Genomic DNA, 22,920 nt, shown 5'->3' with positions numbered 1-22,920 from the left:
ACCAGCCGTTCAAGGGAAACCTTGGACGGCTTCTTTTTGATTCGCGCCCCTGGTGATTCGCGGTTGTGATTCGTAGTTTGTGATTTGTCCGGGCATGGCCTAGATGCTCGCGACGACACGCAAATCCCTGGATCAGAGCATATGAGCGAACCGGCCGGCCCCTTGGAGACCGAACAGACCGCGGAGGCGCCGCCGCCGCGCCGCGAGCCGGTGTTCAACCTGCCACCGGTGGTGCTGGCGGTGATCGGCATCTGCGTTGCCATCTTCCTGCTGCAGCAATATGTGCTGACCGAAGAGCAGCAGATAACATTGCTCACCGACGGCGCCTTCATTCCGGTCCTCTATACCGGCCAATACGGTTTCGACTGGTTCCTCTTCACCCGTCCTTTCACCTATGCCTTCATGCATGGCGGCGTTGCCCACATTGCCATCAACATGGTTGCGCTGGCCGCCTTCGGGTCGCCGCTGGCCAACCGTCTCGGCTGGTTCTGGTTCGCCTTGTTTTTCGCCGCCACCGGGCTGGCCGCGGTGGTGCTGTTCTGGGCGGTCCATCCATACGGCGAAGCACCGCTGGTCGGCGCTTCCGGGGCGATATCGGGCATGATGGGTGCGGCGGCTCGCTTCGGGTTCCGTACCGACCGCTCCTCCGGCAGGGCGGCCTTTGCCGGTCCCGTGCTGCCGATCGCAATCGTTTTGCGCATGCGCGGCGTCGTCAATTTTCTCGGCGCCTGGATGGTCATCAATCTCGCCACCGGCCTTTACGGTCTCGGGCTCGGAGAGCCCGGCCAGATCGCCTGGGAAGCGCACATTGGCGGCCTCGTCGCAGGCTTCTTCGGGTTGCGCTGGTTCGACCGGCGCTGGCGGGCGCCTGAATGGGAGATCCCCGACGACCAGCGCACCCCCGACTAGCGCACTCTATTGGCGCAGCCCACTGGCACACCCCACTGGCACACTTGAAAAGCAACCGATCACGGCGCACGATGTTCACTCTTATGTGAAGCCGGTCAGGGCGGGAGCTGGCTAGCCAAGCAGGAGGAGGAGGACGCCATGACGGTTAAGGCAATTCTCGAGAGAAAAGGCCATGACGTGTTCACGCTCGGGCCGAATGTAAAGCTCAGCGAAGCCATTCGAATCCTGGCCGACCACAAGATCGGTGCACTGGTCATCACCAATGGCGATCGCAAGATCGTCGGCATCCTTTCCGAGCGTGACATCGTGCGGGTCGTCGCCAGGGAAGGCGCTGCCGCACTTGATATAACGGTACGCTCGGCGATGACGCCGAAAGTGAAGATCTGCAACGAGAACCACACGGTCAACGAGGTGATGGAGATCATGACCAAAGGCCGTTTCCGCCATCTGCCGGTGGAAAAGGATGGGCTGCTCGACGGCATCGTGTCGATCGGCGACGTGGTCAAGCGCCGCATCGAGGATGTCGAGCGCGAGGCCGACGAAATCAGGGCCTATATCGCAACGGCCTGACCTGACGAAGAAACCGCCGACCGAATACCGGCCGGCGGCGTTCATTCTATCGGTTGCCGAGCGGCCGAAAGGGGCTGAAAAGACCAGCCCGCTGCTCTGCGCTGCTTTGGGCGCTTGTCTCGCGAAGCGGTTTGCACTAGCGAAGACCGATACCCAAATTCGCGAAAATCGCAGTTTTCGCGAGCCAAAAGCGCAGGCCACCATGACCCTTATCGATACCCGCACGCCCGATGCCAAACGTTTTATTCCCGGCGCTACCGGCGATTGGGAGATCATCATCGGCCTCGAGGTTCACGCGCAGGTGACCTCGGAAGCAAAGCTGTTTTCCGGGGCGTCGACGACTTTCGGCGCGGCGCCCAACGCCAATGTCAGTCTGGTCGACGCGGCCATGCCCGGCATGCTGCCGGTCATCAATGAGGAATGCGTCAAGCAGGCGATCCGCACCGGCCTCGGATTGAAGGCGCAGATCAACCACAAGTCGGTTTTCGACCGGAAAAACTATTTCTATCCCGACCTGCCGCAGGGCTACCAGATATCCCAGTTCAAGCAGCCGATCGTTGGCGAAGGCACGATCGTCATTTCGGTCGGTCCCGACCGGCAGGGCGAGTTCGAGGACATCGAGATCGGCATCGAGCGCCTGCACCTGGAGCAGGACGCCGGCAAGTCGATGCACGACCAGCATCCGACCATGTCCTATGTCGATCTCAACCGCTCCGGCGTGGCGCTGATGGAGATTGTCTCCAAGCCCGACATGCGCTCCGCCGACGAGGCCAAGGCGTATGTCACCAAGCTGCGCACCATCGTGCGCTATCTGGGCACTTGCGACGGCAACATGGACGAAGGTTCGATGCGCGCCGACGTCAACGTCTCCGTTCGCAGGCCCGGCGGCGAATTCGGTACGCGCTGTGAGATCAAGAACGTCAACTCGATCCGCTTCATCGGCCAGGCCATCGAGTTCGAGGCGCGCCGCCAGATCGCCATCCTCGAGGATGGCGGCAAGATCGATCAGGAAACCAGGCTGTTCGACGCCGTCAAAGGCGAGACGCGCTCGATGCGCAGCAAGGAAGAGGCGCATGACTACCGCTACTTCCCCGATCCCGACCTTTTGCCGCTGGAATTCGATCAGGCCTATGTCGACGCGCTGGCCAAGGAGTTGCCGGAACTGCCCGACGACAAGAAGGCGCGCCTGATCTCTTCACTTGGCCTGTCGACCTACGACGCCTCGATCCTGGTGTCGGAAAAGCCGATCGCCGACTATTTCGAGCAGGTGGCCTCGGGCCGCGACGGCAAGCTTGCCGCCAACTGGGTCATCAATGACCTGCTCGGCCAGCTTAACAAGGCCGGCAAGGACATTGAAAATGCTCCTGTAACACCGGAGCAGCTCGGTGCCGTGATCGACCTGATCAAGGAAGGCACCATCTCCGGCAAGATCGCCAAGGATCTGTTCGAGATCGTCTGGAACGAGGGCGGCGATCCGCGCCAGCTGGTCGAAAGCCGCGGCATGAAGCAGGTCACCGACACCGGCGCCATCGAGAAAGCGGTCGACGAGGTGATCGCCGCCAACCCCAACAAGGTCGAGCAGGCTCGCGCCAAGCCGACCATGGCCGGCTGGTTCGTCGGCCAGGTGATGAAAGCCACCGGCGGCAAGGCCAACCCGCAGGCGGTCAACGATCTGGTCAAGGCCAAGCTCGGTATCGAATAGAACAATGTTCGTCCGCACCGCCAGCGAACGTGACCTTGCCGCCGTCCGCGCGCTGCTGGTCGAAACCTGGCACGCAACCTACGACGCGATCTATGGCGCCCAGCGGGTGACCGAAATTACCGACGACTGGCATTCGATCGCCTCGCTCAAGGCGCGGCTGACAAGGCCGAACTCGGAATTCCTGGTCGCCGATGACGGCAAGCGTGTCGGCGGCATGGCTTTTGCCGCCGCAACGACGGATGCGAAGATCGTGCTGCTGAACCAGCTCTATGTACTGCCGGCCTGCCAGCGGCAAGGCATCGGCCAGGCCTTGCTGGACGAGGTCGAAGCCAGCTTTCCCGAGGCGAACAGGTTGCGCGTCGAGGTGGAAGAGGCCAACGTGCCGGCCATCGCCTTCTACCGTTCGAAGGGATTTTTGCCGGTCGGCAGCACAGCCGATTGCGGCGGCGGTTCGGGGTTGCCGGCGCTGATCTTCGAGAAGCCGCTGGGATAGGCGTCCGACGAAACGTTCAGTGCTGTCCCTTCAGGACGACCAGATAGCCGCGTTCCACCGGCTGCCGGAAGGCGATCTGTTCGGATGTGCCCGGATCTTTCGATTGCTTTTCGATGACGTAGCCGCCGGGATGAGACTTGAGCCATTCCTCAGGCTTGTCGGCGTTCTCGAATGGCTTCTCTATTCGCCCAAGGAAACCGACCTCGCCCTGATAGTCGTAAGCGACGGCCCAGTCCGCGTCCTTTCGTTCGTCGATGAAGCTCGCCAGCGGCGTGAGATCGTAGCGTTTGAACACGGTTGCCGAGGCGGCGGCGTGGCCGATGGCGAAAAGGGCAAGCATGACAAAGGCCGTAGCCCTCAGCCTGGCGACTGAAATCTCGGCCATGAAGTAGCCCAGCAGAATGGTCGCGAATGGTAGTGCCGGCACGACATAGTGCGGCTGCTTGCCGGATATGGCGCTGAAGAGCAGCAGCACCGCAATGAACGAGAACGACAGCAGGCGCAGGGCACGCAGATCCGGGGATTTCGTGCCGATCAGGCTGCGTATCCGGGCAGCCGGCTTCAGCCGCCACACCGGGGGGATAAAGGCCCAGGGCACGAACATGAGCGGCAATAGCATCAGGTAAAAGTAAAACGGCCGGCCATGCGAATTGTGCAGGCTTCCGGTAACCCGACCTGCCGACTGGTTCCAGACGAGGTCGTAGACGAAACTGCCCTTGGTCAGGATGGTCGCGGGCGCCAGCCATATGGCGACCGGGACAATGGCGGCGAGAATTGCCAGGCTGACTCCCGCAAAGAACTGTAAAGGGGCAAGGCCGGCTCGCCGGTCACGCCAGAGGGGATAGAGCAGGACGGGCGCGCCGATGTGAATGAGCACGACCGGGCCTTTGGCCAGCACGCCGAGCCCGATGAACAGACCCGCCAGCACCGCCTGCCAGCGGTTGCCGGTCCTGGCGAAGCCCAGCAACGACAGCAGTGCTGCGACCACACAGGCCGTCAAAAGCATGTCGAACAGGATCAGGGTCGAATAGATGACAAAGACGGTGCTGCCGGCCACCAGCCAGGGGATGCGGCTGGCAATGTCCTGGCGCTCGGGAAACAGGGTTTTGGCCAGAAGCGTCGTCAGCCAGATGACCAGCGACGAGGCGGCGAAGATGACGAGCATCGCCGCCGCGCGGCTCACACCGAAGATGTTCCAAGAGAGATCGATGAGCCAGAACAACAGCGGCGGCTTCTGCAGATAGGGCGCAAAGTTCATCGTCGGTACGAAGACATGTCCACCGAGATACATCTCCCAGGCGACGCTGAGATAGCGCGTCTCATCGACCGGCAGTAGCGGACGGAAAGCGAGCGCGATGCAAAGCAGGGCCAGCAGGAAGAGGTAAGGCAGCAGCCGTTCAATTCGTGTCGGTATCAAGTTCGGGGACCGCCCAGGAAATGGTTTCCACGTCCGGTCGTGCACGATGCACCGTCTCCGGACCGGAGCAGAACCGCACCATGATTTTGGCCGAATTGCAACGATGCCGGCTTGGTATTGTGGATTACGCCTGCGTACCGGCAAATAGTTGAAAAATTTGACGATTGGCTCCGAGTATGGCTTCAGGCCGAGCGCAGCGGCGGCGTCAATTCGCGCATCAGGAGTTCCAGCTCTCGCTGGTCGCCGGTGGCGGTCTTGTCGAAGATGGTTGCCAGCTGTGATTTGACGGTTCCGTCCGAGACGCCGCTGGCAGCCGCGATTTCACGCCGTGTCAGCCCGGCGGCGACATGGCCGGCGACACGCTTTTCCGCTGCGGTCAGTCCGAACAGCGCAGCGATCGCTTCCAGCGCCGGCACTGATGCGGCGCCGGCGGCCGCAATGAAGATGGCCGCGGCGGCGCGCGGCGACATGCGGGCCGAAATGTCGCGTCGCGCCAGAGGCATGACATGCGCCACCGCCGGAGACATGGCCTTCACCAGCGGAATGTTGATGCCGGACGGTCCGAGCGCGAATTCGTCGCGCGTGCCGAGCTGGACGGCGCGACCGATGGCGGTGTTGGCGTTGGCATAAGCGAAGGACAGCTGGCCGCGCACCGAGGACACTGAGGCGGTTTCGGTGAGCAGGGCTTCGGCTGCCCGATTGGCGAAAATGATCTGCATATCGTCGGCGACGATCAGCACTGGATGGTCGAGGCTCTCAAGGATCGAGCGAAAGACGTCGGCCTTGCGCCGCTCGGCCTCGAACAGGTCGCCGATGGTCACCGCACGCCGGACATGGGGGGCGAGCCTGGACATCAGGTCGATATCCCTGGCTGAAATCTGGGGCCTGTCCTTGTCGGTAACCACCATCAGCGTGCCGGTGCGCGCCGGCTGCTTCATCAGCGCCACCCAGAAGAAATCGTCGAGACGGTTGGGTTCCACCCACTCGCGCACGATGCGGCTTTCGAGCCAGTTCTGGCGGGCGTCAGGGCCTTGCAGGGCGTAGACGCTGTCGACGGTCAACGGTATGTCGACTTCCATCTTCGGCACCGCCTTGAAAAAGGGCACCTCGCAGGCGTAATCGCGCTGCAGCGGCTCAAGCAGAACCGGATCGCCGCAGGAAGTCGAAAACCGGGCCGAGTTTCTCGCCGTATCGACGACCGCCAGCATGGCAAGCCGGCCGAGCGCCAATTTGCAGATTGATTCAAGCGTCGATGGCCAACGGCCGACATCGACAATCGAATCGTAAATCGCTTCGACGATCTGCGGCAGGGCGCGACCGAATATGTTGGCCTGGACAGACACGTAGAGCCTCGTAAGGATTGCAGCGCAGTGGCAGGTCACACACTCTCTCCGCCTGAGGTCGCACACAACATAGCCGGCTTGGTTACGTCTGTGAAACGTCTCACAGCGGCGTTCGGTGTATTGTGAGCGCCTACGGGCTGGTCAGAACGTCGTGCCTGATGAGCCGTTGTCTAAGAGCACTCGGGCCGCTCTGCGATACAAATCAAAGTGAACGGAATTGGAATTTTTCAGGTAATAAATGAGGAAACTTCCACATTGTCGATCAACCTGGTTCTGCCAAGCCACGCCGCGGCAAGCAGGCGGCCATCGCCGTCACGCCGCCACGAGGTGAGCGTCAGGCTCTCGCGCGCGGCGACATAGTCGACGCTGTCGAAGCCTGCCTCGAGAAGCGCGGCAGTGGCTTTACCGGTCACACCGTTTTCATCGGCACCGGCCGCGAGCGCTGCCGCCGTCTGGCGCAAGATGACATTGAGCTGTCGCGCGACGTCGAGTTCGGCGGCGTCGAGATAGGCGTTGCGCGACGACATTGCCAGGCCATGCGCATCGCGCACGGTTGGCGCGCCGACGATTTCCACCGGAAGGTCAAGATCGCGGCAGAGCTTTCGGACGACGCAAAGCTGCTGGTAGTCTTTTTCGCCGAAGATGGCGTAGTCGGGCAGGGCTTGCAGAAAGAGCTTGGCCACGACCGTGGCGACGCCCTCGAAGAAGGTCGGCCTGAAATCCGATTCCAGGCCAGAAGACGGGCCGCCGACCGAAATCTTCGTCGCAAAGCCTGCCGGATACATTTCGGAAACCGTAGGCGTGAAGGCAAGCTGTGCGCCGGCCTCGGTCAGCCGGTCGAGATCGCGGGCCAGCTGCCGCGGATACTTGTCGAGATCTTCAGTGGGGGCGAACTGGGCCGGGTTGACGAAGATGGAGACGACGCAGCGATCGGCCGTTGCGAGCGCAGCCCCGACCAGCGAGATATGGCCGTCATGCAAAGCGCCCATGGTCGGCACCATGGCGACGCTCAGGCCTTCGCGCCGCCATTCGCGGATCTGCGCGCGAAGGCCGGGCACGGTGTCGACGACGAGCGGCTGGCGGATGGGGGGCCGGTTCATGCCTTGTCCTTGTCGCTCGCGGCTGAAAAGACGTGGCCCGGCCCGGGGAAGGTGCGGCTGCGCACCTCCGCCGCATAACGCGCCGCGGCATCGGCGACCGCGCTGCGCAAATCGGCGTATTCCTTGACGAATTTCGGCACCCGGTCGACCGTCAGGCCGACCATGTCGTCGATGACCAGGATCTGGCCGTCGCAATCGCGGCTGGCGCCGATGCCGATGGTAGGAATGGTAATGTGCCGGGTGAGGTCGGCGGCAACGGTCTCGACCGTGCCTTCGATGACCAGCGAAAACGCGCCGGCCTTTGCGACCGCGTCGGCGTCGCGCATGAGCGCGGCCACATTCTCCGGCGTGCGGCCCTTGATCTTGTAGCCACCGTCCTTTTCCACCGATTGCGGCTGCAAGCCGATATGGCCCATCACTGGAATGCCGGCCGTGACGATTGCGGCGATCTGGAGGGCGACTTCGACGCCGCCTTCCAGCTTCACCGCCTCGCAGCCGGTTTCCTCAGAGATGCGGCGCGCCGAGGCAAGGGCTTGCGCGGCCGAAGTCTCGTAGCTGCCGGCCGGCATGTCGACCACCACGCAGGCCTTTGACGAACCGCGCATCACGGCCTGGCCATGGGCGATCATCATCTCCAGCGAGGCGCCGAGCGTGGTCTTGTGGCCATGCAGCACCATGGCAACGCTGTCGCCGACCAGGAGAAGGTCGACATGATCGTCGAGCAGGCGGGCGACGGGATAGGTGTAAGCGGTAAGGCATACGACCGGCACGCCGCCCTTGCGGGCGCGTATTGTCTCCGCACTGATCCTGGCGACAGCTAAGGCCATTCCTCACCTCCCGCAGCCGGCGTTGACTACAGCGCCGCGCGTCCCGTGGACGCGCAAAGGACGCTGTAGCACTTTGGTTTGCGCATGATCCTTTCCGAAAATCGATTTCGATTTTCGGGGTCATGCGGCAGCGCCGGGCGATGAGAGCTTTAGGAAGACGCAGCCGGCTTGGCAAGCGTCGGTTCGCAGGTGCGAAATGGATCGGCCAATGACCGAGCGTTTCGGCATGCCGTCAGTGCCGCAGGCGCCGCAAAACCCTTGCCTTCGCCAAGGCCTGACGCCATAAGCAGGGACAGCCACCGCCGCGCGCCCGCGAGGATCTGAATGAAAACTTTCCTTCTGCAGTTTTTCACCTGGTGGAACCGCCAGACGCTGGGAACCCGTTTTCACACCTGGCGCCACGGCAACAAGGTCGGCCAGGATGGGGCCGGCAACGTCTACTACGAAGGCGGCGTCGATTCGGAAGGCCGCACCCGCCGCTGGGTCATCTACGCCAATTATTCGGAGGCGTCGGCGATCCCCCCGGGCTGGCACGGCTGGATGCATCACCGCGTCGATGTGGCGCCGCCAAGCGATGACTATCGGCCGCGCGAATGGGAAAAGGCGCATGAGCCGAACCTCACGGGAACACCGGCGGCTTATCGCCCAAAGGGTTCCGTGCTCACCAATCAGCACCGTCCGCAGGTGACGGGCGACTACGATGCGTGGACGCCTGGTTCTTGACCGCCGGCCGGTCCTTTGTCGCCACAATTGGCGTTTAGCTGCTTGCTGATATGACAACGGCGAATAGCCTTGGGCGTGACAGAATCACCCGGGCCCAAACCACCGGTATCTCCGCATGAACATTTTCAGCCTGACATCGATGGCCGGACTGGCGGCAATTGGCGCTATCGCCATGTTTTCGACAGCGTTTGCCGCGGCGCAGGCGCCTGCGGCAGCACCCGCAATCTCCGATCGCATCACCAATCCGGTCGCCGAATTTGCCGGCATCGACAAGATCACCGGCCGTATCATCACCTTCGATGTCTACATCGACGAAACCGTGCAGTTCGGCGCTTTGCAGGTGACGCCGCGCATCTGCTATTCGCGGCCGGAGAATGAAGAGCCGAAGACCGATTCCTTCGTCGAAGTCGACGAAATCACGCTCGACCGTAAGATCCGCCGCATCTTCACCGGCTGGATGTTCGCCGAGAGCCCCGGCCTAAACGCCGTCGAGCACGCCGTCTATGACGTCTGGCTAAAGGGCTGCAAGCAGAAGTCGGATGTGCCGCCGCCCGACGCGGCCAATGCCGAGACGCCCAAGGTCGACACGTCCAAGCCAAAGCCCGCCGCTGCTCCGGCCGCCGAACAGCCGGACCCCACGGAGCCTGACGCGACCAACACCAACTGATCCTCCGGAACCGTCATGGCCACCATGCGTTGGGCCATGGACGACCGCGCATTTGCGCGCTTGGAGGATATTCTGATGTCGGACAGCAAACGGATCACGGCCAGCAAAGACGACCTGCTCGAACTCGAAAAGGGGTTCTGGACGGGCGACGAAGCTTACTACGCCGCCAATGTCGACACAGAATGCCTGGTAGCATTTCCTGAGATGGCACAGGCAATGGACAATGCCGATCTGGCCAAGACCGCGACCAAGCCCAACCGCTGGCGCGACCTTCAGATCGACCTCAAGGGTATCATCGAGCCCGGCAGCGACATTATCATGCTGACCTATGAGGCTCATGCGACACGAGAAAACGGCGAGCCCTACGCCGCGTTGGTCAGCACCGGCTATGTTCATCGTGTCAACGGCTGGAAGATGATGTTCCATTCGCAGACGCCGATGGAAACCGCGAAGGGCTGACCCCTTTCACCGGTCGAGCCGGCTCGGCCGCTCGGTCTCCGGTCAGGGATAAAAAACGGCTTCGCCCTTCAGCGCGTCGGCCAACATCTTCTCGTATTTGACGCGCGGCACGTCGACCGCGCCGAAGCGTTTGAGATGCTCGGTGGTGAATTGCGTGTCGAGCAGGGCAAAGCCGCGCGCCTTCAGCCGCTCGACCAGATGATACAGGCAGGTCTTGGACGCGTCGGTTTCCCGGGCGAACATGCTTTCGCCGAAGAACACGCGACCGAGCGAGACGCCATAGAGGCCGCCGACCAGCCGTTCCTCGCGCCATGCCTCGACCGAATGGCAGTGCCCAAGACGGTGCAGCTCGATATAGGCTTCGCGGATCGGCGCGTTGATCCAGGTCGAGCGGCGCTCCTCGCGCTTTTCGGCGCAGCCGTCGATCGTCGCCTCGAAATCGAAATCGAAGCGGATGTCGAACGGGTGCTTGCGGATCGTCTTCCGCAGGCTCTTCGGCGTGTGGAAGCCGTCGAGCGGGATGATGCCGCGCGTCTCCGGCCGCACCCAGAACACTTCCGGGTCGGAAGCGCTCTCCGCCATCGGGAAGACGCCCGAGGCATAGGCCTTGAGCAAGAGGTCGGTCGGAATGCGATAGCCGGGTGCGTAAGGGCGGGTCATCGCGGCATCATAGCGGCAATTCGGGCGCTATTCCTCTTTGGCCAGATACTTTTCCAGCCAGTGGATGTCGTAGTCGCCATTGGCGATATCGGCATTGCCGACCAGGTCCCGAAACAGCGGCAGCGTCGTTTTGATGCCGTCAACGACGAATTCGTCGAGCGCCCGGCGCAGCCGCATCATGCATTCGACGCGGTTGCGGCCGTGCACGATCAGCTTGCCGATCAGGCTGTCATAATAGGGCGGGATCTTGTAGCCGGAATAGACACCGGAATCGACGCGGATGCCGAGACCGCCAGGCGTGTGGAAATGTGTAATCGTGCCGGGCGAAGGCGTGAAGGTGCGCGGGTCCTCGGCATTGATGCGGCATTCTATGGCGTGGCCGTTGAACTTGATGTCCTCCTGGCGCACCGAAAGCCCGCCGCCGGAGGCAACGCGGATCTGTTCGTGGACGAGATCGATGCCGGTGATCGCCTCCGTCACCGGATGCTCGACCTGCAGCCGCGTGTTCATCTCGATGAAGTAGAACTCGCCATTCTCGTACAGGAATTCGATGGTGCCTGCGCCGGAGTAGCCGAGGTCGGCGATGGCCTTGGCACAGATATTGCCGATGCGGGCGCGCTCCTCGGCGTTAAGGGCCGGCGAGGGCGCCTCTTCCCAGACTTTCTGGTGGCGGCGTTGCAGCGAACAGTCGCGCTCGCCGAAATGCACACCGCGGCCGGCGCCGTCGCCGAATACCTGCACCTCGATGTGGCGCGGCTTTTCCAAGTATTTCTCGATGTAGACGGCATCGTCGCCGAAGGCGGCTCCCGCTTCCGTGCTCGCTGTCTGCAAGGCGATCTCGAGATCGGCCTCGGTAAGGGCGACCTTCATACCGCGCCCGCCACCGCCTGCCGATGCCTTGATGATCACGGGATAGCCGATCTCGGCGGCAATGCGCCTGGCTTCCTTTTGATCGGTGACGGCGCCGTCGGAGCCCGGCACAACCGGAATGCCGAGCCGCTTTGCGGTGCGCTTGGCCTCGATCTTGTCGCCCATGATGCGGATGTGGTCGCCCGACGGGCCGATGAAGGTGATGTTGTGGGCGGCGAGAATGTCGGCGAACTTGGCGTTTTCCGACAGGAAGCCATAGCCCGGATGCACGGCATCGGCGCCTGTGATCTCGCAGGCTGCGACGATCTGGTGGATGTTGAGATAGCTGTCGCGCGACGGCGGCGGACCGATGCACACGCTTTCGTCGGCGAGCCTGACATGCATGGCGTCAGCGTCGGCGGTCGAATGCACGACCACGGTCTGGATGCCGAGTTCCTTGCAGGCGCGCAGCACCCGAAGCGCGATTTCGCCGCGGTTGGCGATGAGGATCTTCTGGAACATCCGGCCCGCTCTACTCGATCACGACGAGCGGCATGCCGTACTCGACCGGCTGGCCGTCCTCGAACAGGATCGCCGTCACCGTGCCGGCGCGCGGCGAAGGGATCTGGTTCATCGTCTTCATCGCTTCGATGATCAGCAGCGTCTGGCCTTCCTTGACCTTCTGGCCGACTTCGATGAAGGCCTTGGCGTCGGGCGAGGGCGCGAGATAGGCGGTGCCGACCATCGGCGAGGGGACCGCGTTCTTGGACGGGTCGGCCACTGCTGGTGCGGCAGCCGCGCCCGCCGCGGGCTGCTGCGCTGCCGGAGCATAACCGGCCTGCGGGGCGGCGATGGCGTGGACGGCCGGCGCCTGGCGCGACACGCGCACCTTCAGGTCGCCGAGCTCGACTTCGATCTCGGTGAGATTGGTGTCGTTCAGTATGCCCGCGAGATCGCGGATCAGTTGCTGGTCAACACCGGTCTTCTTTATCGACATTTTCGAGCCTTCTGTTTGTGGGCCGGTCATAGGCGAGCCGCCAGCGCCTGCAGCGCCAGCGAGTAGCCAAGCGGCCCGAACCCGCAGATCATGCCGACAGCGACCGGCGCGACCATGGAGACGTGGCGGAATGGTTCCCGCGCGTGGATGTTGGAGAGGTGAACTTCGGCGACGGGCAGCGGCGCGACAGCGCGGATGGCGTCGTGAATGGCAATCGAGGTGTGGCTGTAGGCACCCGGATTGATGACGATGCCGGCTGCCTTGTCGCCGGCTTCCTGGATCCAGTCGACGAGGTCGCCCTCATGGTTCGACTGGCGAAAATCAATCTCGAGGCCAAGGGCGGCGCCCGCCTGCTTGCAGTCGTCGGCGATCGCGGCAAGCGTCTTGCCGCCATAGATGCCCGGCTCGCGCTTGCCGAGCGCGTTCAGGTTGGGGCCGTTCAGGACGAAAATCGTTTTCAAAAATGCCGACCTTTTCCGACGCCGGCCTCAAGCCGGCGCGCAGGGCCTTCTATAATGGGCATAGCCGCCCGCGGAAAGAGCACAAGTGCGATCTTTCACTGTCCACAACAGGCGGAAATGTGCCCGTGAGAAATAGGCTCGCGTGCAAGATCAGAGCGCGGCTTTCGCCGCCTCGATCTTTTCAGCCAGCACTTCCTGGCCGAGCGCCCCGAACACCACCTCATTGCCGACCACGTAGGAAGGCGTTCCGGTGATGGCCAGCTTGTTGGCGAGGTCGAAGGTCTTGGAGAAAGCCTCGGTGATGGTCGGATCCTTCATCTTCTCGCGCAATTTCGCCTCATCGGCGCCTAGCGACAGCGCAACCTTGATGGCCGCCGCCTCGGTAGCGCGGCCCTGGCCGCCGAGCAGGGCGTTGTGGAACTCGCCGTATTTCTCCGGATGCATCAGGTGGAAAGCCATCGAGACGACGCTGGCCTTTTGCGAATCCGGCCCGAGGATCGGGAATTCCTTGAGCACGAAGCGCAGCTCCGGATCGGCCTTTGTCAGAGCCTGCATGTCGTCGATGGCGCGTTTGCAGAAGCCGCAATTGTAGTCGTAGAATTCGACGATGGTGACCTTGCCCTTCGGATTGCCGACGACGCCGTCGAAGGTCGAGTTGAAAATCTCGGACTTGGCCTTCTCGATGACTCCGAGGCTGGCGATGCGCTGCTCTTCCTTCTGCTTGGCCTCGAGCGCCTCCTGCACTTCGAGCAGCACTTCGGGGTTCTTCAGGAGATAGTCGCGGATAATGCCCTCGACCTCGGTGCGATCGATCTTGGTGTCGGAAGAGGCGGTCTGCACGGTCTGCGCCGTGCCGGCCTTGGCCACCTGCGGACTGCCGGCGACGAACCCGAAAGCCAGCATGGCAAGAGCAGCCGCCATTCCCGTCGTGCCGAGCAATATTGCCTTGTTCATCGTCTGATCCTCTTGCCGGTTCCGGTCTATCCTAGTCGCAGCGGGCGACCGGAAGGTTCATTTCTTGAGTTTGCCTGAAGGGTTGTAGTTTATGATGTCCTGCGCGCGAATCCAGCCGGGTTCGCCACGCTTCAAGTCCTTTTGCGCGCGCATGGCGAAAATTTTCGCATTCGTGTAATCGCCGGAATAGAAATGGCCCTCGGCGGTGGCGAGTTCCGCCGCCGGAATGTTGCCAAGCTCGCCATAGGCCTGGGCGAGATAGCGGTATCCGACCGTGTTTTCCTTGTCGCGCCCGAGGCCGTTGTTGATCTGCACCACCGCCTTCTTCAGCGAATCGGGCGTGCCGATGGCCATCAGCGCCTGGCCGAGAGAAACGGGCAACAGGCCCGACCTCACCGGATCGAGGCTGACCGCCTTGGCATAGGCGTCCGCGGCGTCCTTGGGCTTGTTGGCCTTCATCAGTATGTCGCCGCGCATTTCCTGGAAGTAGGGGTTCTTCGGCTGTTCCTTGATCAGTGCATTGGCCTTGGTCAGCGCCGCACCCAGATTGCCGTAGAGATAGGCCATCTGCGCTTCGCCATAGCGCGAGGCGAGGCTGCCCGGGGCCTTGCGGATCAGCCGCGTGGCCGCGGCCTGGCCGCCCATATAGGCGGCGATCTTGATGCGCATCATGTCGTGCCGCTGCTGCAGTGCCGGCGGATCGACCTTGTCGACGTTAGGGCTCTGCTTGACCAGCACTTCGAGATTGGCGATGCGCTCCTGCGGCATCGGGTGGCTGATGCGGTAGGGATCGACCTGCGTGCCGGAAAGCGACAGCGCGCTCTGGAACCGGGCGAAGGTCTTCAGCATGCCCATGCCGGACTGGCCGGTGGCATTGAGATAGGTGATGGCAGAGCGGTCGGCGGTCGACTCTTCGGTGCGCTGGTAGGCAAGAATGCTGCGCTGCGCCATCTCGCCGCCGCCCGCGGCGACGCCCATGCCGGCGCCGGCAAGGCCGCGGCTGTTGGTGGTGGCGCCGGCAACGATGGCGCCGGCGCCAAGCAGCGTGGCGATGATGGCCATGGTCTTGGCGCGCTCGAGCTGGTCGCGCAATTTCTGCTGATGGCCGCCGGCGATGTGGCCGGCCTCGTGGGCGATGACGCCGATGATCTCGTTGGGCGTTTCGGCCTGCATCAGCGCGCCGGTGTTGATGAACAGCCGGCGCCCGGTAACGAAGGCGTTGAAGCTCTGATCGTTGACCAAAACGATATCGACACCGTCATTGGCAAGACCGGCCGCCTTGAAGATCGGCCGCGCATAGTCGCGCACCAGCGCCTCGATCTCGGCATCGCGCACGACCGGCACCGCCTGGGCGAAGGCCGTCACCGAGCCGGTGACAGCGACGGCGGCCGCAAGCAAAAGCGTCGCGAAGCCGCGCGCTGTCTTCCCGATGGAAGATTTGCCGATGGAAGATTTGGAAGTCGTCGATTTGGGTCGGCTCAGCATGAGGTCCACTGGTAAACGAGCGGGCGAACGATGAAAAGTCACGGCACCGAAACTAGGCGAACTTGTGATCCTCACATCAATCGGGCATTTGTGCGGCGCTGCCGCCGGTTCATGGCTTCGAGCGGCGGGCCGGACGGAGGTCAAATGGTAGTTTCGCTGTCGCGCCGCGGTGAAGTCGAGCCGTTTCACGCCATGGACATTCTGGCCGAAGCCAACCGGCTGAAGGCGACGGGCGTGCCTGTCGTCTCCATGGCCGTCGGCCAGCCATCCGATCCGGCGCCCGTGGGCGTGAGGGAAGCAGCCGCAAATGCGCTGAGGATCGGACGCATCGGCTATACCGACACGCTCGGTCTGGCGGATCTGCGCAAGGCGATCGCCACGCATTATGGCGACCATTACGGGATCGATGTCGCGCCGAACCGGATCGCCGTGACCACGGGATCGTCGGCCGCCTTCAATCTGGCATTCCTGGCGATGTTCGATCCCGGCGACCGCGTCGCCATCGCAGCACCCGGCTATCCGGCCTACCGCAACATCATGGCCGCGCTCGGTATCCAGATCGTCGAGATCGAGCTCGGCAGCGACGCCTATCTTCATGCCGAACATTTGAAATCGGCGCACCGGGAAAAACCGCTGAAGGGTGTGTTGTTCGCCAGCCCGGCCAATCCGACAGGTGCGGTCATTCCCGTCGACGAGTTGTCGGCACTGGTGAGGACAGCCGAAGAACTCGGCATCGCGGTGATATCGGACGAAATTTATCACCGGCTGGCCTATGCCGCGCCCGACACCACGGCGCTGGCCCATGGCTCAGGCGTGACGGTGATCAATTCCTTCTCGAAATATTATTGCATGACCGGATGGCGCATCGGCTGGATGGTGCTGCCGGAAGCTCTGGTGAGGCCGATCGAGCGCATCGCCCAGAGCCTCTACATCTCGCCGCCGGAACTGTCGCAGATCGCCGCGATCGAGGCCTTCAAGGCGACCCAAGAGCTGGAAGCGGTGAAGGCGCGCTATGCCTGGAACCGCGAGCTGTTGATGCGGCGCCTGCCGGAACTCGGATTTCCCTTGGCGGCGCCGATGGACGGCGCCTTTTACGCTTTCTGCGATGTCACCCGGCATACCAATGACAGCATGGCCTTTGCGCGCAAAATGCTGGCCGAAGCGCATGTGGCGGCGACGCCCGGTCGCGATTTCGATCCGCTGGCAGGACACCGCACGATGCGCTTTTCCTATGCCGGCAGCCATGACGACATGGTCGAGGCGATGGCGCGCATCGAGCGCTGGCTGAAATAGCGGGGACGAGCATGCCGGATCTTGAACAAGCGCTGGCCGATGTCGCCGCCGAGATGGCCGAGCGCACCGATCGCGGTGACGTCGCCACCTACATTCCGCAGCTCGGCAAGGTCGATCCGAAGAAATTCGGCATTGCCGCCGTGACCAATGACGGCCGCGTGCTGGTCGCCGGCGACGCCGACCAGGCGTTTTCGATCCAGTCCATCTCCAAGGTGTTTACCCTTACGTTGGCGCTCGGCAATGTCGGCGACGCGCTGTGGCAGCGTGTCGGACGCGAGCCGTCGGGCAATCCGTTCAACTCGATCGTGCAACTCGAGCATGAGAACGGCATTCCGCGCAATCCGTTCATCAATGCCGGCGCCATCGTCGTGTCCGACATACTGCTTGCCGGCCACCAGCCGCGCGAGGCGATCGGCGAAATCCTGCGCTTCATCCAGTTCCTTGCCGATGACGAAGCGATCATCATCGACCGCGAGGTCGCGGCTTCCGAACGCGCCACCGGCTATCGCAACTTCGCGCTTGCCAACTACATGAAATCCTTCGGCAATCTCAACCATGCACCGGAGCTGGCGCTGGGCGTGTACTTCCACCATTGCGCCATCGCCATGAGCTGCCGGCAATTGGCGCTGGCCGGCCGCTTCCTCGCCAATGGCGGCAGGAACCCTGCAACCGGGCACTCCGTGGTGTCTGCCGAGCGGGCGCGGCGCATCGGCGCCATGATGCTGACCTGTGGCCACTATGACGGTTCCGGCGATTTCGCCTTCCGTGTCGGCATTCCCGGCAAAAGCGGCGTCGGCGGCGGCATATTGGGGATCGTGCCGGGTGTTGCTTCGCTCGCCGTATGGTCGCCGGGCTTGAACGCCAACGGCAATTCCAAGCTGGGGTCGATCGCCTTGGAAAAACTGGCCAGGATGATGAACTGGTCGATTTTCGCCCCCTGACGCCTTCCGTCATTCGCGCATGCAAAAATCCCGCGCCGTGGTTTGAACGGCGCGGGATTTTTGTCAGGAACCTATCTTAATCGGCTGAATAGCTTAGAAAAAGCCCTTCCGCTGCCACCAGCCGGCGCGCTTCGGCTTTTCCTCGGCCTTTGCCTCGTCGGCAACGCTGGAGGAAACCACCGGCACCGCGGAGGTATCCGCGGCCACGGCTTTGCGCCGTGACGGGCGAGCCTTGGCGGGCTCGTCGTCGACGGTCGTTTCCGTGGCGGCATCGGCCGCAGCGGGGGCGGCTGCTTCGACGGCAGCTTCCGGTGCAGCCTCGGCCGCCGTCTCATCGGCGACTTCCACCACAGCCTTCTTTGCCCTTGAAGCGCGCTTCTTCTTCGGCTTTTCGGCTGGAGCGTCGTCGTTCGCCGCGGCGGGAGCCGCTGCTTCTTCAACCGCTACGGCTGCTACGGGCTCGCTTGCGGCCGTTCCGACTTCAGCGGCCTCGGCCACCGAGGCGGTTTCGCCGGCTTCGGTCTCCGTGCCGTCTTCGCGACGATTGCGCTTGCCGCCGCGCTTGCCGCGACGGCGCTTCTTGCCCTGGGCGTCATCTGATGCTTCCACCGTTTCGACGGCGCCAACCTGGGCTTCGTCTTGCTGTGTTGCATCGTCACCGCCTGGTTCAGCGGCAAAGTCGTCGCTTGCCGCCGAAACCGAAGCACCTTCGGCGCCATGCTCGCGATCGCCATGTTCGCGTTCGCGATCCTTGCCGCCGCGCCGCCTGCGGCGCTTGCGACGCTTGCGATCGCGGCCTTCGCCGTCCTCAGCCGATCTCGGCTGCTGCTGCTGCGACTGCGGCTGCGCCTGGCGCGGCTGCTCGGCCTGTACCACAACCTCGTCGTCTTCCTCCTCGATGACGATCTCGTCCTCGGGCTCTTCCGGCTCGACATAGGCCGGGAAGGTTCGCGCTTCGACAAAGCCTTCCGGCTTTTCGGCAATGGCGCCGCGGAAGATCGCGTAGTGCTGCACACCCACCGTATCATCGGCCTCGACGGTGATGGTCAGGCCAAAGCGGCTTTCGAGTTCCACCAGCGTGCCGCGCTTGTGGTTGAGCACATAGAGAGCGGTCGCCGCCGGGGTCCGCACCGTGATGTGGCTGCGCGAATCCTTGAGCAGGAATTCCTCGATCGCCCTCACCACCATCAGCGCCACCGACGAATCGGAGCGCACATGGCCGGTGCCGCCGCAATGCGGGCAGGGCTTCATGGTCGATTCCAGCACGCTGGCGCGGATGCGCTGGCGCGACATCTCCATCAGGCCGAAATGCGAGATGCGGCCGACCTGGATGCGAGCTCGGTCGTTCTTGAGGTGATCCTTCAGCCTCTTCTCGACGGAGCGGTTGTTGCGGTTCTCCTCCATGTCGATGAAGTCGATGACGATCAGGCCGGCGAGATCGCGCAGCCTCAATTGCCTGGCGACTTCTTCCGCCGCTTCAAGGTTGGTGTGGAGAGCGGTGTCCTCGATCGAGTGCTCCTTGGTGGAGCGGCCCGAATTGACGTCGATGGCGACCAGCGCCTCGGTCTGGTTGATGATGATGTAGCCGCCGCTCTTCAGCGTCACCTGCGGCTGCAGCATGCGGTCGAGCTGCGCCTCGATGCCGTTGCGCACGAAGATCGGCGTCGTGTCGCGGAACGGCTGAACCACCTTGGCGTGGCTCGGCATCAGCATGCGCATGAAATCCTTGGCCTCGCGGTAGCCTTCCTCGCCGGAGACAAGAATCTCGTCAATATCCTTGTTGTAGAGGTCGCGCACCGAGCGCTTGATCAGGCTGCCTTCCTCATAGACGAGGGCAGGGGCGGTGGATTGCAGCGTCAGATTGCGGACGTTTTCCCAAAGCCGCATCAGATATTCGTAGTCGCGCTTGATTTCCGCCTTGGTGCGGCTTTCGCCGGCGGTGCGCAGGATGACGCCCATGCCCTGCGGCACTTCGAGATCGGCAACGACCTCCTTGAGGCGCTTGCGGTCGACCGCACTGGTGATCTTGCGCGAAATGCCGCCGCCGCGTGCGGTGTTGGGCATCAGCACGGAATAGCGGCCGGCAAGCGACAGATAGGTGGTGAGCGCCGCGCCCTTGTTGCCGCGCTCTTCCTTGACCACCTGCACCAGCAGGATCTGCCGGCGCTTGATGACTTCCTGAATCTTGTACTGGCGGCGCACCGGCTTGCGGCGGCTGCGCACCTCTTCCAGCGCATCCTCGGCGCCTACGGATTCGATCTCGTGGTCGTCCGGATGCGAGGACTGCACCTCTTCCAGCATGCCGCGGTCATTGTCCCCGGAGGTGGCTTCGCCGCTTGCCTCGCTGGACGACCTTTCGTCACCCGGCTCCGCCGCAGGGACAGCTTCGGAGATCACATCCGCTTCGACGCTTGCCGCAATCGATGTCGGGCCGCCTTCCGACGGTTCGCTCCCGGATGTCTCGGCGTCGGAAGCTTCGCTGTCGCCATGCCCGGCATGATCGTCATGCCCGGCGGTATCGGCCGCGGCATGCTCGGAAGCAGGCTCTTCGGAGACGGCATCGCTGCCGGCATCGCCATGTTCGCCGTTCTCATCATCGGCGCCGGCGTCGCGCTTGTGTTCGCCGCGCTCACGACCCTTGCCGCCGCGCCGGCGGCCGCGCCGGCCGCGATCGCGGCTCTGGCGGTCGTCGCCGTCATTGTCCTCGTTCTCCTCGTCCTCGGCTTCCTGCGCTTCAGCGCGCAGCAAAGCCTGACGATCGGCGACCGGGATCTGGTAATAGTCGGGGTGAATTTCACTGAAGGCGAGGAAACCGTGACGGTTGCCGCCATATTCGACAAAGGCTGCCTGAAGGGAAGGTTCGACGCGCGTTACGCGGGCGAGATAGATGTTTCCTTTGAGCTGCTTCTTGTCCTGGGATTCAAAGTCGAATTCTTCAATACGGTTACCGCGGATAACGACAACGCGTGTTTCCTCCGGGTGGGAGGCGTCTATCAGCATTTTGTTGGGCATTATTTCGTTTCCTCCCGGCAGCCGTCAGCCGCAGCTTGCGAGGCAAAGCCCGCTGCTGCGTGTCTGGGATGTGGGTGCCGGATGTCTGAATGTCCGCCGGACGCCGCTTGAGCGCCATGGCGGTGCCGCCCGCAGCCACAATGGCGCGGTTTGATGCGGACCTTTCCATGATTGCGCTTGAAGCCATCGTCACCAGCAGAACCTTTTGAACCAAAGCCCGGACGAACCGGACCAGCTTGTTTGCTCATACAGAGCCGGCACGGGAACAAACCCGGCCGTTTTCCTCACGCAGGCGATTCCCCCGCCACGGGCGCACACCTGCGAAATTCGTCGCGATCACCTGAAGCCTTTTCGCGGGAAGCGAAAGGAGCCGCCTTTCATCTGACCTGTAGCAGGAAGCTGCGGGAGAAGCGGTTCCAGGATTGCAGTGATCCACCATCGCTTTTATGATTTGACGGGGTGGAAGGCAACCCCGATTTCGGATGCCGGCAAAAAGCAGTGCCGTAACGGAAGCACAGGCCTTAATCCTCAATGAAAAGGCTTGGTTAACCTTCTCTGGATACCAATCGTTAATCGAGTCTGCGGCCTGACCGGCATTTCGACCAACCACGCGGGCGCAAGGCGCCAAACCGGGAGCGACTGCAAAGAAATGGGACTGGCGGGCACCACAGACAAGGGCCATGGCCGTGCAGGCCGTTTCCTGCGCGCTGCCGGTGTGCTGTTGCTGCTGGCGCTTTGCCTTGCTTTTGCGCCGGTTTCACGCGCCGCCGATGCGCCACTCGGCGCCACCGCCTACAAGATGGCCGGCGACGCAACCAAGATGCGCATCGTCATCGATTTCGACCGCGAGCCCGACATCAAATGGTTCCTGCTGCGCGGCCCCAACCGGCTGGTCGTGGACCTGCCGCGCACCCGATTCGCCATTGGCGCGAAGGACGCCAAGGCCCGCGGCCTGGTCAAAGCGGTGCGTTATGGCGATCAGGGCGAGGGATCGCGGCTGATCCTGACCGGCAAGGGGCCGTTCTCGGTCGACAAGCTCGAGGTGCTCAAGAACGAGGACGGCGCAGGCTATCGCATCGCCATCGACGTGTCGGCAGCCTCCGACCGCGAGTTCGACGAAGCCCTTGCCAACCAGGCGCTGACCACCGGCTCGACCGTCTCCACCGACAAGGGCTCCAGGGTCGGCACAGGGCCGATCTCCAATCCCGGGCATCGCTTCACCATCGTCATCGATCCCGGCCATGGCGGCATCGACGGTGGCGCCGAAGGCCTCAACGGCACCATCGAGAAGAACGTGACGCTGGCCTTCGCCACCGAACTGCGCGACAAGCTCGCCGCCGTCGGCAACTACGACGTGTTCATGACGCGCGATTCCGACGAGTTCCTGCGGCTCGATGACCGCGTGCGCATCGCCCGTCAGCACGAGGCCGACCTTTTGATCTCGATCCATGCCGACACGATCAGCGTCAAGGGTATCAGAGGCGCCACCGTCTATACCGTCTCCGACAAGGCGTCCGATCCGCAAGCGCAGGCGCTTGCCGACCGTGAAAACCTCTCCGACCAGTTCGCCGGCATGGTGATCAAGGACGACAACAAGGAAGTCACCGACATACTGATCGACCTGATCCGCCGCGAGACGCATAATTTCTCGATGAGCTTTGCCCACACTCTGGTCGGCCAGTTGTCCACCAGCGTCGGCCTGATCAACAATCCGCAGCGTTCGGCCGGCTTCAAAGTGCTGAAAGCGCCCGATGTGCCGTCGGTGCTGGTGGAACTCGGCTATCTCTCCAACGCCAAGGATGAGGCGCAACTGCTCGACGCCGACTGGCGCGGCAAGGCGGCGCAGAGCATCACCAACGCCGTCGCCCTGTTTGCCTCCGCCAAGATGGGAACGGGAACCGGAGGCTGAGATGGTCGCCGCCGCCCACGACCGGAGGCAGCGTTGCACGGGGACAACACCAGGCGCTTTTATTTCCGGTGGGGGATGCCGAAACCGGGCACTGCCGTATTTTGCCCACATGGTGGCGACATGGGTTTTCCATCACGGATCGGGACAGT

Annotated in this window: 21 protein-coding genes; 10 read left to right on the top strand and 11 right to left on the bottom strand. The window is 63.0% G+C overall.

Annotated elements, in window-relative coordinates; translation table 11 throughout:
* The first annotated feature begins 141 nt into the window (after positions 1 to 141).
* The 4 genes from ACYG9V_RS21295 (at position 142) to ACYG9V_RS21280 (ending at position 3,674) form a co-directional block, all read left to right on the top strand.
* Positions 142 to 909, top strand: a complete 768-nt coding sequence (locus ACYG9V_RS21295; RefSeq protein ID WP_023695379.1) for a rhomboid family intramembrane serine protease — start codon at positions 142 to 144, stop codon at positions 907 to 909.
* Positions 910 to 1,047: 138 nt separating this feature from the next.
* Positions 1,048 to 1,479, top strand: coding sequence for a CBS domain-containing protein (locus ACYG9V_RS21290; protein ID WP_023667498.1), 432 nt, complete (start codon positions 1,048 to 1,050; stop codon positions 1,477 to 1,479).
* Between the two features lie 202 nt (positions 1,480 to 1,681).
* A complete protein-coding gene (gene gatB / locus ACYG9V_RS21285; protein WP_352765805.1) occupies positions 1,682 to 3,181 on the top strand; it encodes an Asp-tRNA(Asn)/Glu-tRNA(Gln) amidotransferase subunit GatB in 1,500 nt (499 codons plus the stop codon).
* A 4-nt stretch (positions 3,182 to 3,185) separates the two neighbouring features.
* Positions 3,186 to 3,674, top strand: a complete 489-nt coding sequence (locus ACYG9V_RS21280) for a GNAT family N-acetyltransferase (RefSeq protein WP_352462531.1) — start codon at positions 3,186 to 3,188, stop codon at positions 3,672 to 3,674.
* A 16-nt stretch (positions 3,675 to 3,690) separates the two neighbouring features.
* Here the strand turns inward: ACYG9V_RS21280 and ACYG9V_RS21275 are convergent, their stop codons facing one another.
* From ACYG9V_RS21275 to panB, 4 genes are all read right to left on the bottom strand, one after another.
* The gene (locus ACYG9V_RS21275) at positions 3,691 to 5,091 is read right to left on the bottom strand and encodes an ArnT family glycosyltransferase (RefSeq protein WP_352765806.1); all 1,401 of its coding nucleotides are present in this window, start codon (positions 5,089 to 5,091) and stop codon (positions 3,691 to 3,693) included.
* A 182-nt stretch (positions 5,092 to 5,273) separates the two neighbouring features.
* Positions 5,274 to 6,434: a helix-turn-helix transcriptional regulator gene (locus ACYG9V_RS21270; protein WP_352765807.1), complete on the bottom strand. Its 1,161-nt coding sequence runs from the start codon at positions 6,432 to 6,434 to the stop codon at positions 5,274 to 5,276.
* Between the two features lie 227 nt (positions 6,435 to 6,661).
* A complete protein-coding gene (gene panC / locus ACYG9V_RS21265) occupies positions 6,662 to 7,519 on the bottom strand; it encodes a pantoate--beta-alanine ligase (RefSeq protein WP_352765817.1) in 858 nt (285 codons plus the stop codon).
* 11 nt (positions 7,520 to 7,530) lie between these two features.
* Positions 7,531 to 8,361, bottom strand: a complete 831-nt coding sequence (gene panB / locus ACYG9V_RS21260) for a 3-methyl-2-oxobutanoate hydroxymethyltransferase (RefSeq protein WP_023681501.1) — start codon at positions 8,359 to 8,361, stop codon at positions 7,531 to 7,533.
* Positions 8,362 to 8,685: 324 nt separating this feature from the next.
* Here panB and ACYG9V_RS21255 point away from each other — a divergent pair, with 324 nt between their 5' ends.
* The 3 genes from ACYG9V_RS21255 to ACYG9V_RS21245 all read left to right on the top strand — a co-directional run bounded on the left by ACYG9V_RS21255 (position 8,686) and on the right by ACYG9V_RS21245 (position 10,210).
* Entirely contained in the window at positions 8,686 to 9,084 is a 399-nt protein-coding gene (locus tag ACYG9V_RS21255; protein WP_023667491.1) for an NADH:ubiquinone oxidoreductase subunit NDUFA12, read from the top strand.
* Between the two features lie 115 nt (positions 9,085 to 9,199).
* On the top strand, positions 9,200 to 9,751 hold the full coding sequence (locus ACYG9V_RS21250; RefSeq protein ID WP_352518626.1) for a DUF2155 domain-containing protein: 552 nt from the start codon (positions 9,200 to 9,202) through the stop codon (positions 9,749 to 9,751).
* Between the two features lie 75 nt (positions 9,752 to 9,826).
* Positions 9,827 to 10,210 (top strand): hypothetical protein, encoded by a 384-nt coding sequence (locus ACYG9V_RS21245; RefSeq protein WP_023667489.1) that lies wholly within the window; start codon positions 9,827 to 9,829, stop codon positions 10,208 to 10,210.
* Between the two features lie 42 nt (positions 10,211 to 10,252).
* Here ACYG9V_RS21245 and aat read toward each other — a convergent pair whose 3' ends face one another.
* From aat to ACYG9V_RS21215, 6 genes are all read right to left on the bottom strand, one after another.
* Complete coding sequence (gene aat / locus ACYG9V_RS21240) at positions 10,253 to 10,870, bottom strand: leucyl/phenylalanyl-tRNA--protein transferase (RefSeq protein ID WP_023681498.1); 618 nt, start codon at positions 10,868 to 10,870, stop codon at positions 10,253 to 10,255.
* 27 nt (positions 10,871 to 10,897) lie between these two features.
* The gene (accC, locus tag ACYG9V_RS21235; protein ID WP_023681497.1) at positions 10,898 to 12,241 is read right to left on the bottom strand and encodes an acetyl-CoA carboxylase biotin carboxylase subunit; all 1,344 of its coding nucleotides are present in this window, start codon (positions 12,239 to 12,241) and stop codon (positions 10,898 to 10,900) included.
* 10 nt (positions 12,242 to 12,251) lie between these two features.
* Positions 12,252 to 12,716, bottom strand: coding sequence for an acetyl-CoA carboxylase biotin carboxyl carrier protein (gene accB / locus ACYG9V_RS21230; RefSeq protein WP_023681496.1), 465 nt, complete (start codon positions 12,714 to 12,716; stop codon positions 12,252 to 12,254).
* A 26-nt stretch (positions 12,717 to 12,742) separates the two neighbouring features.
* Entirely contained in the window at positions 12,743 to 13,177 is a 435-nt protein-coding gene (gene aroQ / locus ACYG9V_RS21225) for a type II 3-dehydroquinate dehydratase (RefSeq protein WP_023667485.1), read from the bottom strand.
* 150 nt (positions 13,178 to 13,327) lie between these two features.
* Positions 13,328 to 14,131 carry a DsbA family protein gene (locus ACYG9V_RS21220; protein ID WP_023688382.1) on the bottom strand — a complete coding sequence of 268 codons (804 nt, stop codon included), beginning with the start codon at positions 14,129 to 14,131 and terminating at the stop codon, positions 13,328 to 13,330.
* A gap of 57 nt (positions 14,132 to 14,188) precedes the next feature.
* Positions 14,189 to 15,616, bottom strand: coding sequence for a M48 family metalloprotease (locus ACYG9V_RS21215; RefSeq protein WP_023688383.1), 1,428 nt, complete (start codon positions 15,614 to 15,616; stop codon positions 14,189 to 14,191).
* Positions 15,617 to 15,760: 144 nt separating this feature from the next.
* On the opposite strand from ACYG9V_RS21215, the gene ACYG9V_RS21210 reads away from it, so the two are divergent.
* On the top strand, positions 15,761 to 16,909 hold the full coding sequence (locus ACYG9V_RS21210) for a pyridoxal phosphate-dependent aminotransferase (protein WP_023688384.1): 1,149 nt from the start codon (positions 15,761 to 15,763) through the stop codon (positions 16,907 to 16,909).
* A gap of 11 nt (positions 16,910 to 16,920) precedes the next feature.
* The gene (locus ACYG9V_RS21205) at positions 16,921 to 17,850 is read left to right on the top strand and encodes a glutaminase (RefSeq protein ID WP_023695367.1); all 930 of its coding nucleotides are present in this window, start codon (positions 16,921 to 16,923) and stop codon (positions 17,848 to 17,850) included.
* A gap of 93 nt (positions 17,851 to 17,943) precedes the next feature.
* Here the strand turns inward: ACYG9V_RS21205 and ACYG9V_RS21200 are convergent, their stop codons facing one another.
* The gene (locus ACYG9V_RS21200; protein ID WP_023815346.1) at positions 17,944 to 20,862 is read right to left on the bottom strand and encodes a ribonuclease E/G; all 2,919 of its coding nucleotides are present in this window, start codon (positions 20,860 to 20,862) and stop codon (positions 17,944 to 17,946) included.
* A gap of 649 nt (positions 20,863 to 21,511) precedes the next feature.
* Between ACYG9V_RS21200 and ACYG9V_RS21195 the strand changes: the two genes are divergently transcribed.
* A complete protein-coding gene (locus ACYG9V_RS21195; protein WP_023708476.1) occupies positions 21,512 to 22,771 on the top strand; it encodes an N-acetylmuramoyl-L-alanine amidase in 1,260 nt (419 codons plus the stop codon).
* Positions 22,772 to 22,920 lie beyond the last annotated feature (149 nt).

The sequence above is a fragment of the Mesorhizobium sp. W016 genome, assembly GCF_054719485.1.
The sequence above is the reverse complement of the archived record's forward strand: the minus strand, read 5'-3'. Positions and strand labels throughout refer to the sequence as shown.

Excerpts from the sequence above, each read along its gene's own strand:
- ACYG9V_RS21295 (WP_023695379.1), top strand. The coding sequence starts at position 142 with ATGAGCGAACCGGCCGGCCCCTTGGAGACCGAACAGACCGCGGAGGCG.
- ACYG9V_RS21290 (WP_023667498.1), top strand. The coding sequence starts at position 1,048 with ATGACGGTTAAGGCAATTCTCGAGAGAAAAGGCCATGACGTGTTCACG.
- gatB (WP_352765805.1), top strand. The coding sequence starts at position 1,682 with ATGACCCTTATCGATACCCGCACGCCCGATGCCAAACGTTTTATTCCC.
- ACYG9V_RS21280 (WP_352462531.1), top strand. The coding sequence starts at position 3,186 with ATGTTCGTCCGCACCGCCAGCGAACGTGACCTTGCCGCCGTCCGCGCG.
- panB (WP_023681501.1), bottom strand. The coding sequence starts at position 8,361 with ATGGCCTTAGCTGTCGCCAGGATCAGTGCGGAGACAATACGCGCCCGC.
- ACYG9V_RS21255 (WP_023667491.1), top strand. The coding sequence starts at position 8,686 with ATGAAAACTTTCCTTCTGCAGTTTTTCACCTGGTGGAACCGCCAGACG.
- ACYG9V_RS21250 (WP_352518626.1), top strand. The coding sequence starts at position 9,200 with ATGAACATTTTCAGCCTGACATCGATGGCCGGACTGGCGGCAATTGGC.
- ACYG9V_RS21245 (WP_023667489.1), top strand. The coding sequence starts at position 9,827 with ATGTCGGACAGCAAACGGATCACGGCCAGCAAAGACGACCTGCTCGAA.
- aat (WP_023681498.1), bottom strand. The coding sequence starts at position 10,870 with ATGACCCGCCCTTACGCACCCGGCTATCGCATTCCGACCGACCTCTTG.
- accC (WP_023681497.1), bottom strand. The coding sequence starts at position 12,241 with ATGTTCCAGAAGATCCTCATCGCCAACCGCGGCGAAATCGCGCTTCGG.
- accB (WP_023681496.1), bottom strand. The coding sequence starts at position 12,716 with ATGTCGATAAAGAAGACCGGTGTTGACCAGCAACTGATCCGCGATCTC.
- ACYG9V_RS21220 (WP_023688382.1), bottom strand. The coding sequence starts at position 14,131 with ATGAACAAGGCAATATTGCTCGGCACGACGGGAATGGCGGCTGCTCTT.
- ACYG9V_RS21215 (WP_023688383.1), bottom strand. The coding sequence starts at position 15,616 with ATGCTGAGCCGACCCAAATCGACGACTTCCAAATCTTCCATCGGCAAA.
- ACYG9V_RS21210 (WP_023688384.1), top strand. The coding sequence starts at position 15,761 with ATGGTAGTTTCGCTGTCGCGCCGCGGTGAAGTCGAGCCGTTTCACGCC.
- ACYG9V_RS21205 (WP_023695367.1), top strand. The coding sequence starts at position 16,921 with ATGCCGGATCTTGAACAAGCGCTGGCCGATGTCGCCGCCGAGATGGCC.
- ACYG9V_RS21200 (WP_023815346.1), bottom strand. The coding sequence starts at position 20,862 with ATGCCCAACAAAATGCTGATAGACGCCTCCCACCCGGAGGAAACACGC.
- ACYG9V_RS21195 (WP_023708476.1), top strand. The coding sequence starts at position 21,512 with ATGGGACTGGCGGGCACCACAGACAAGGGCCATGGCCGTGCAGGCCGT.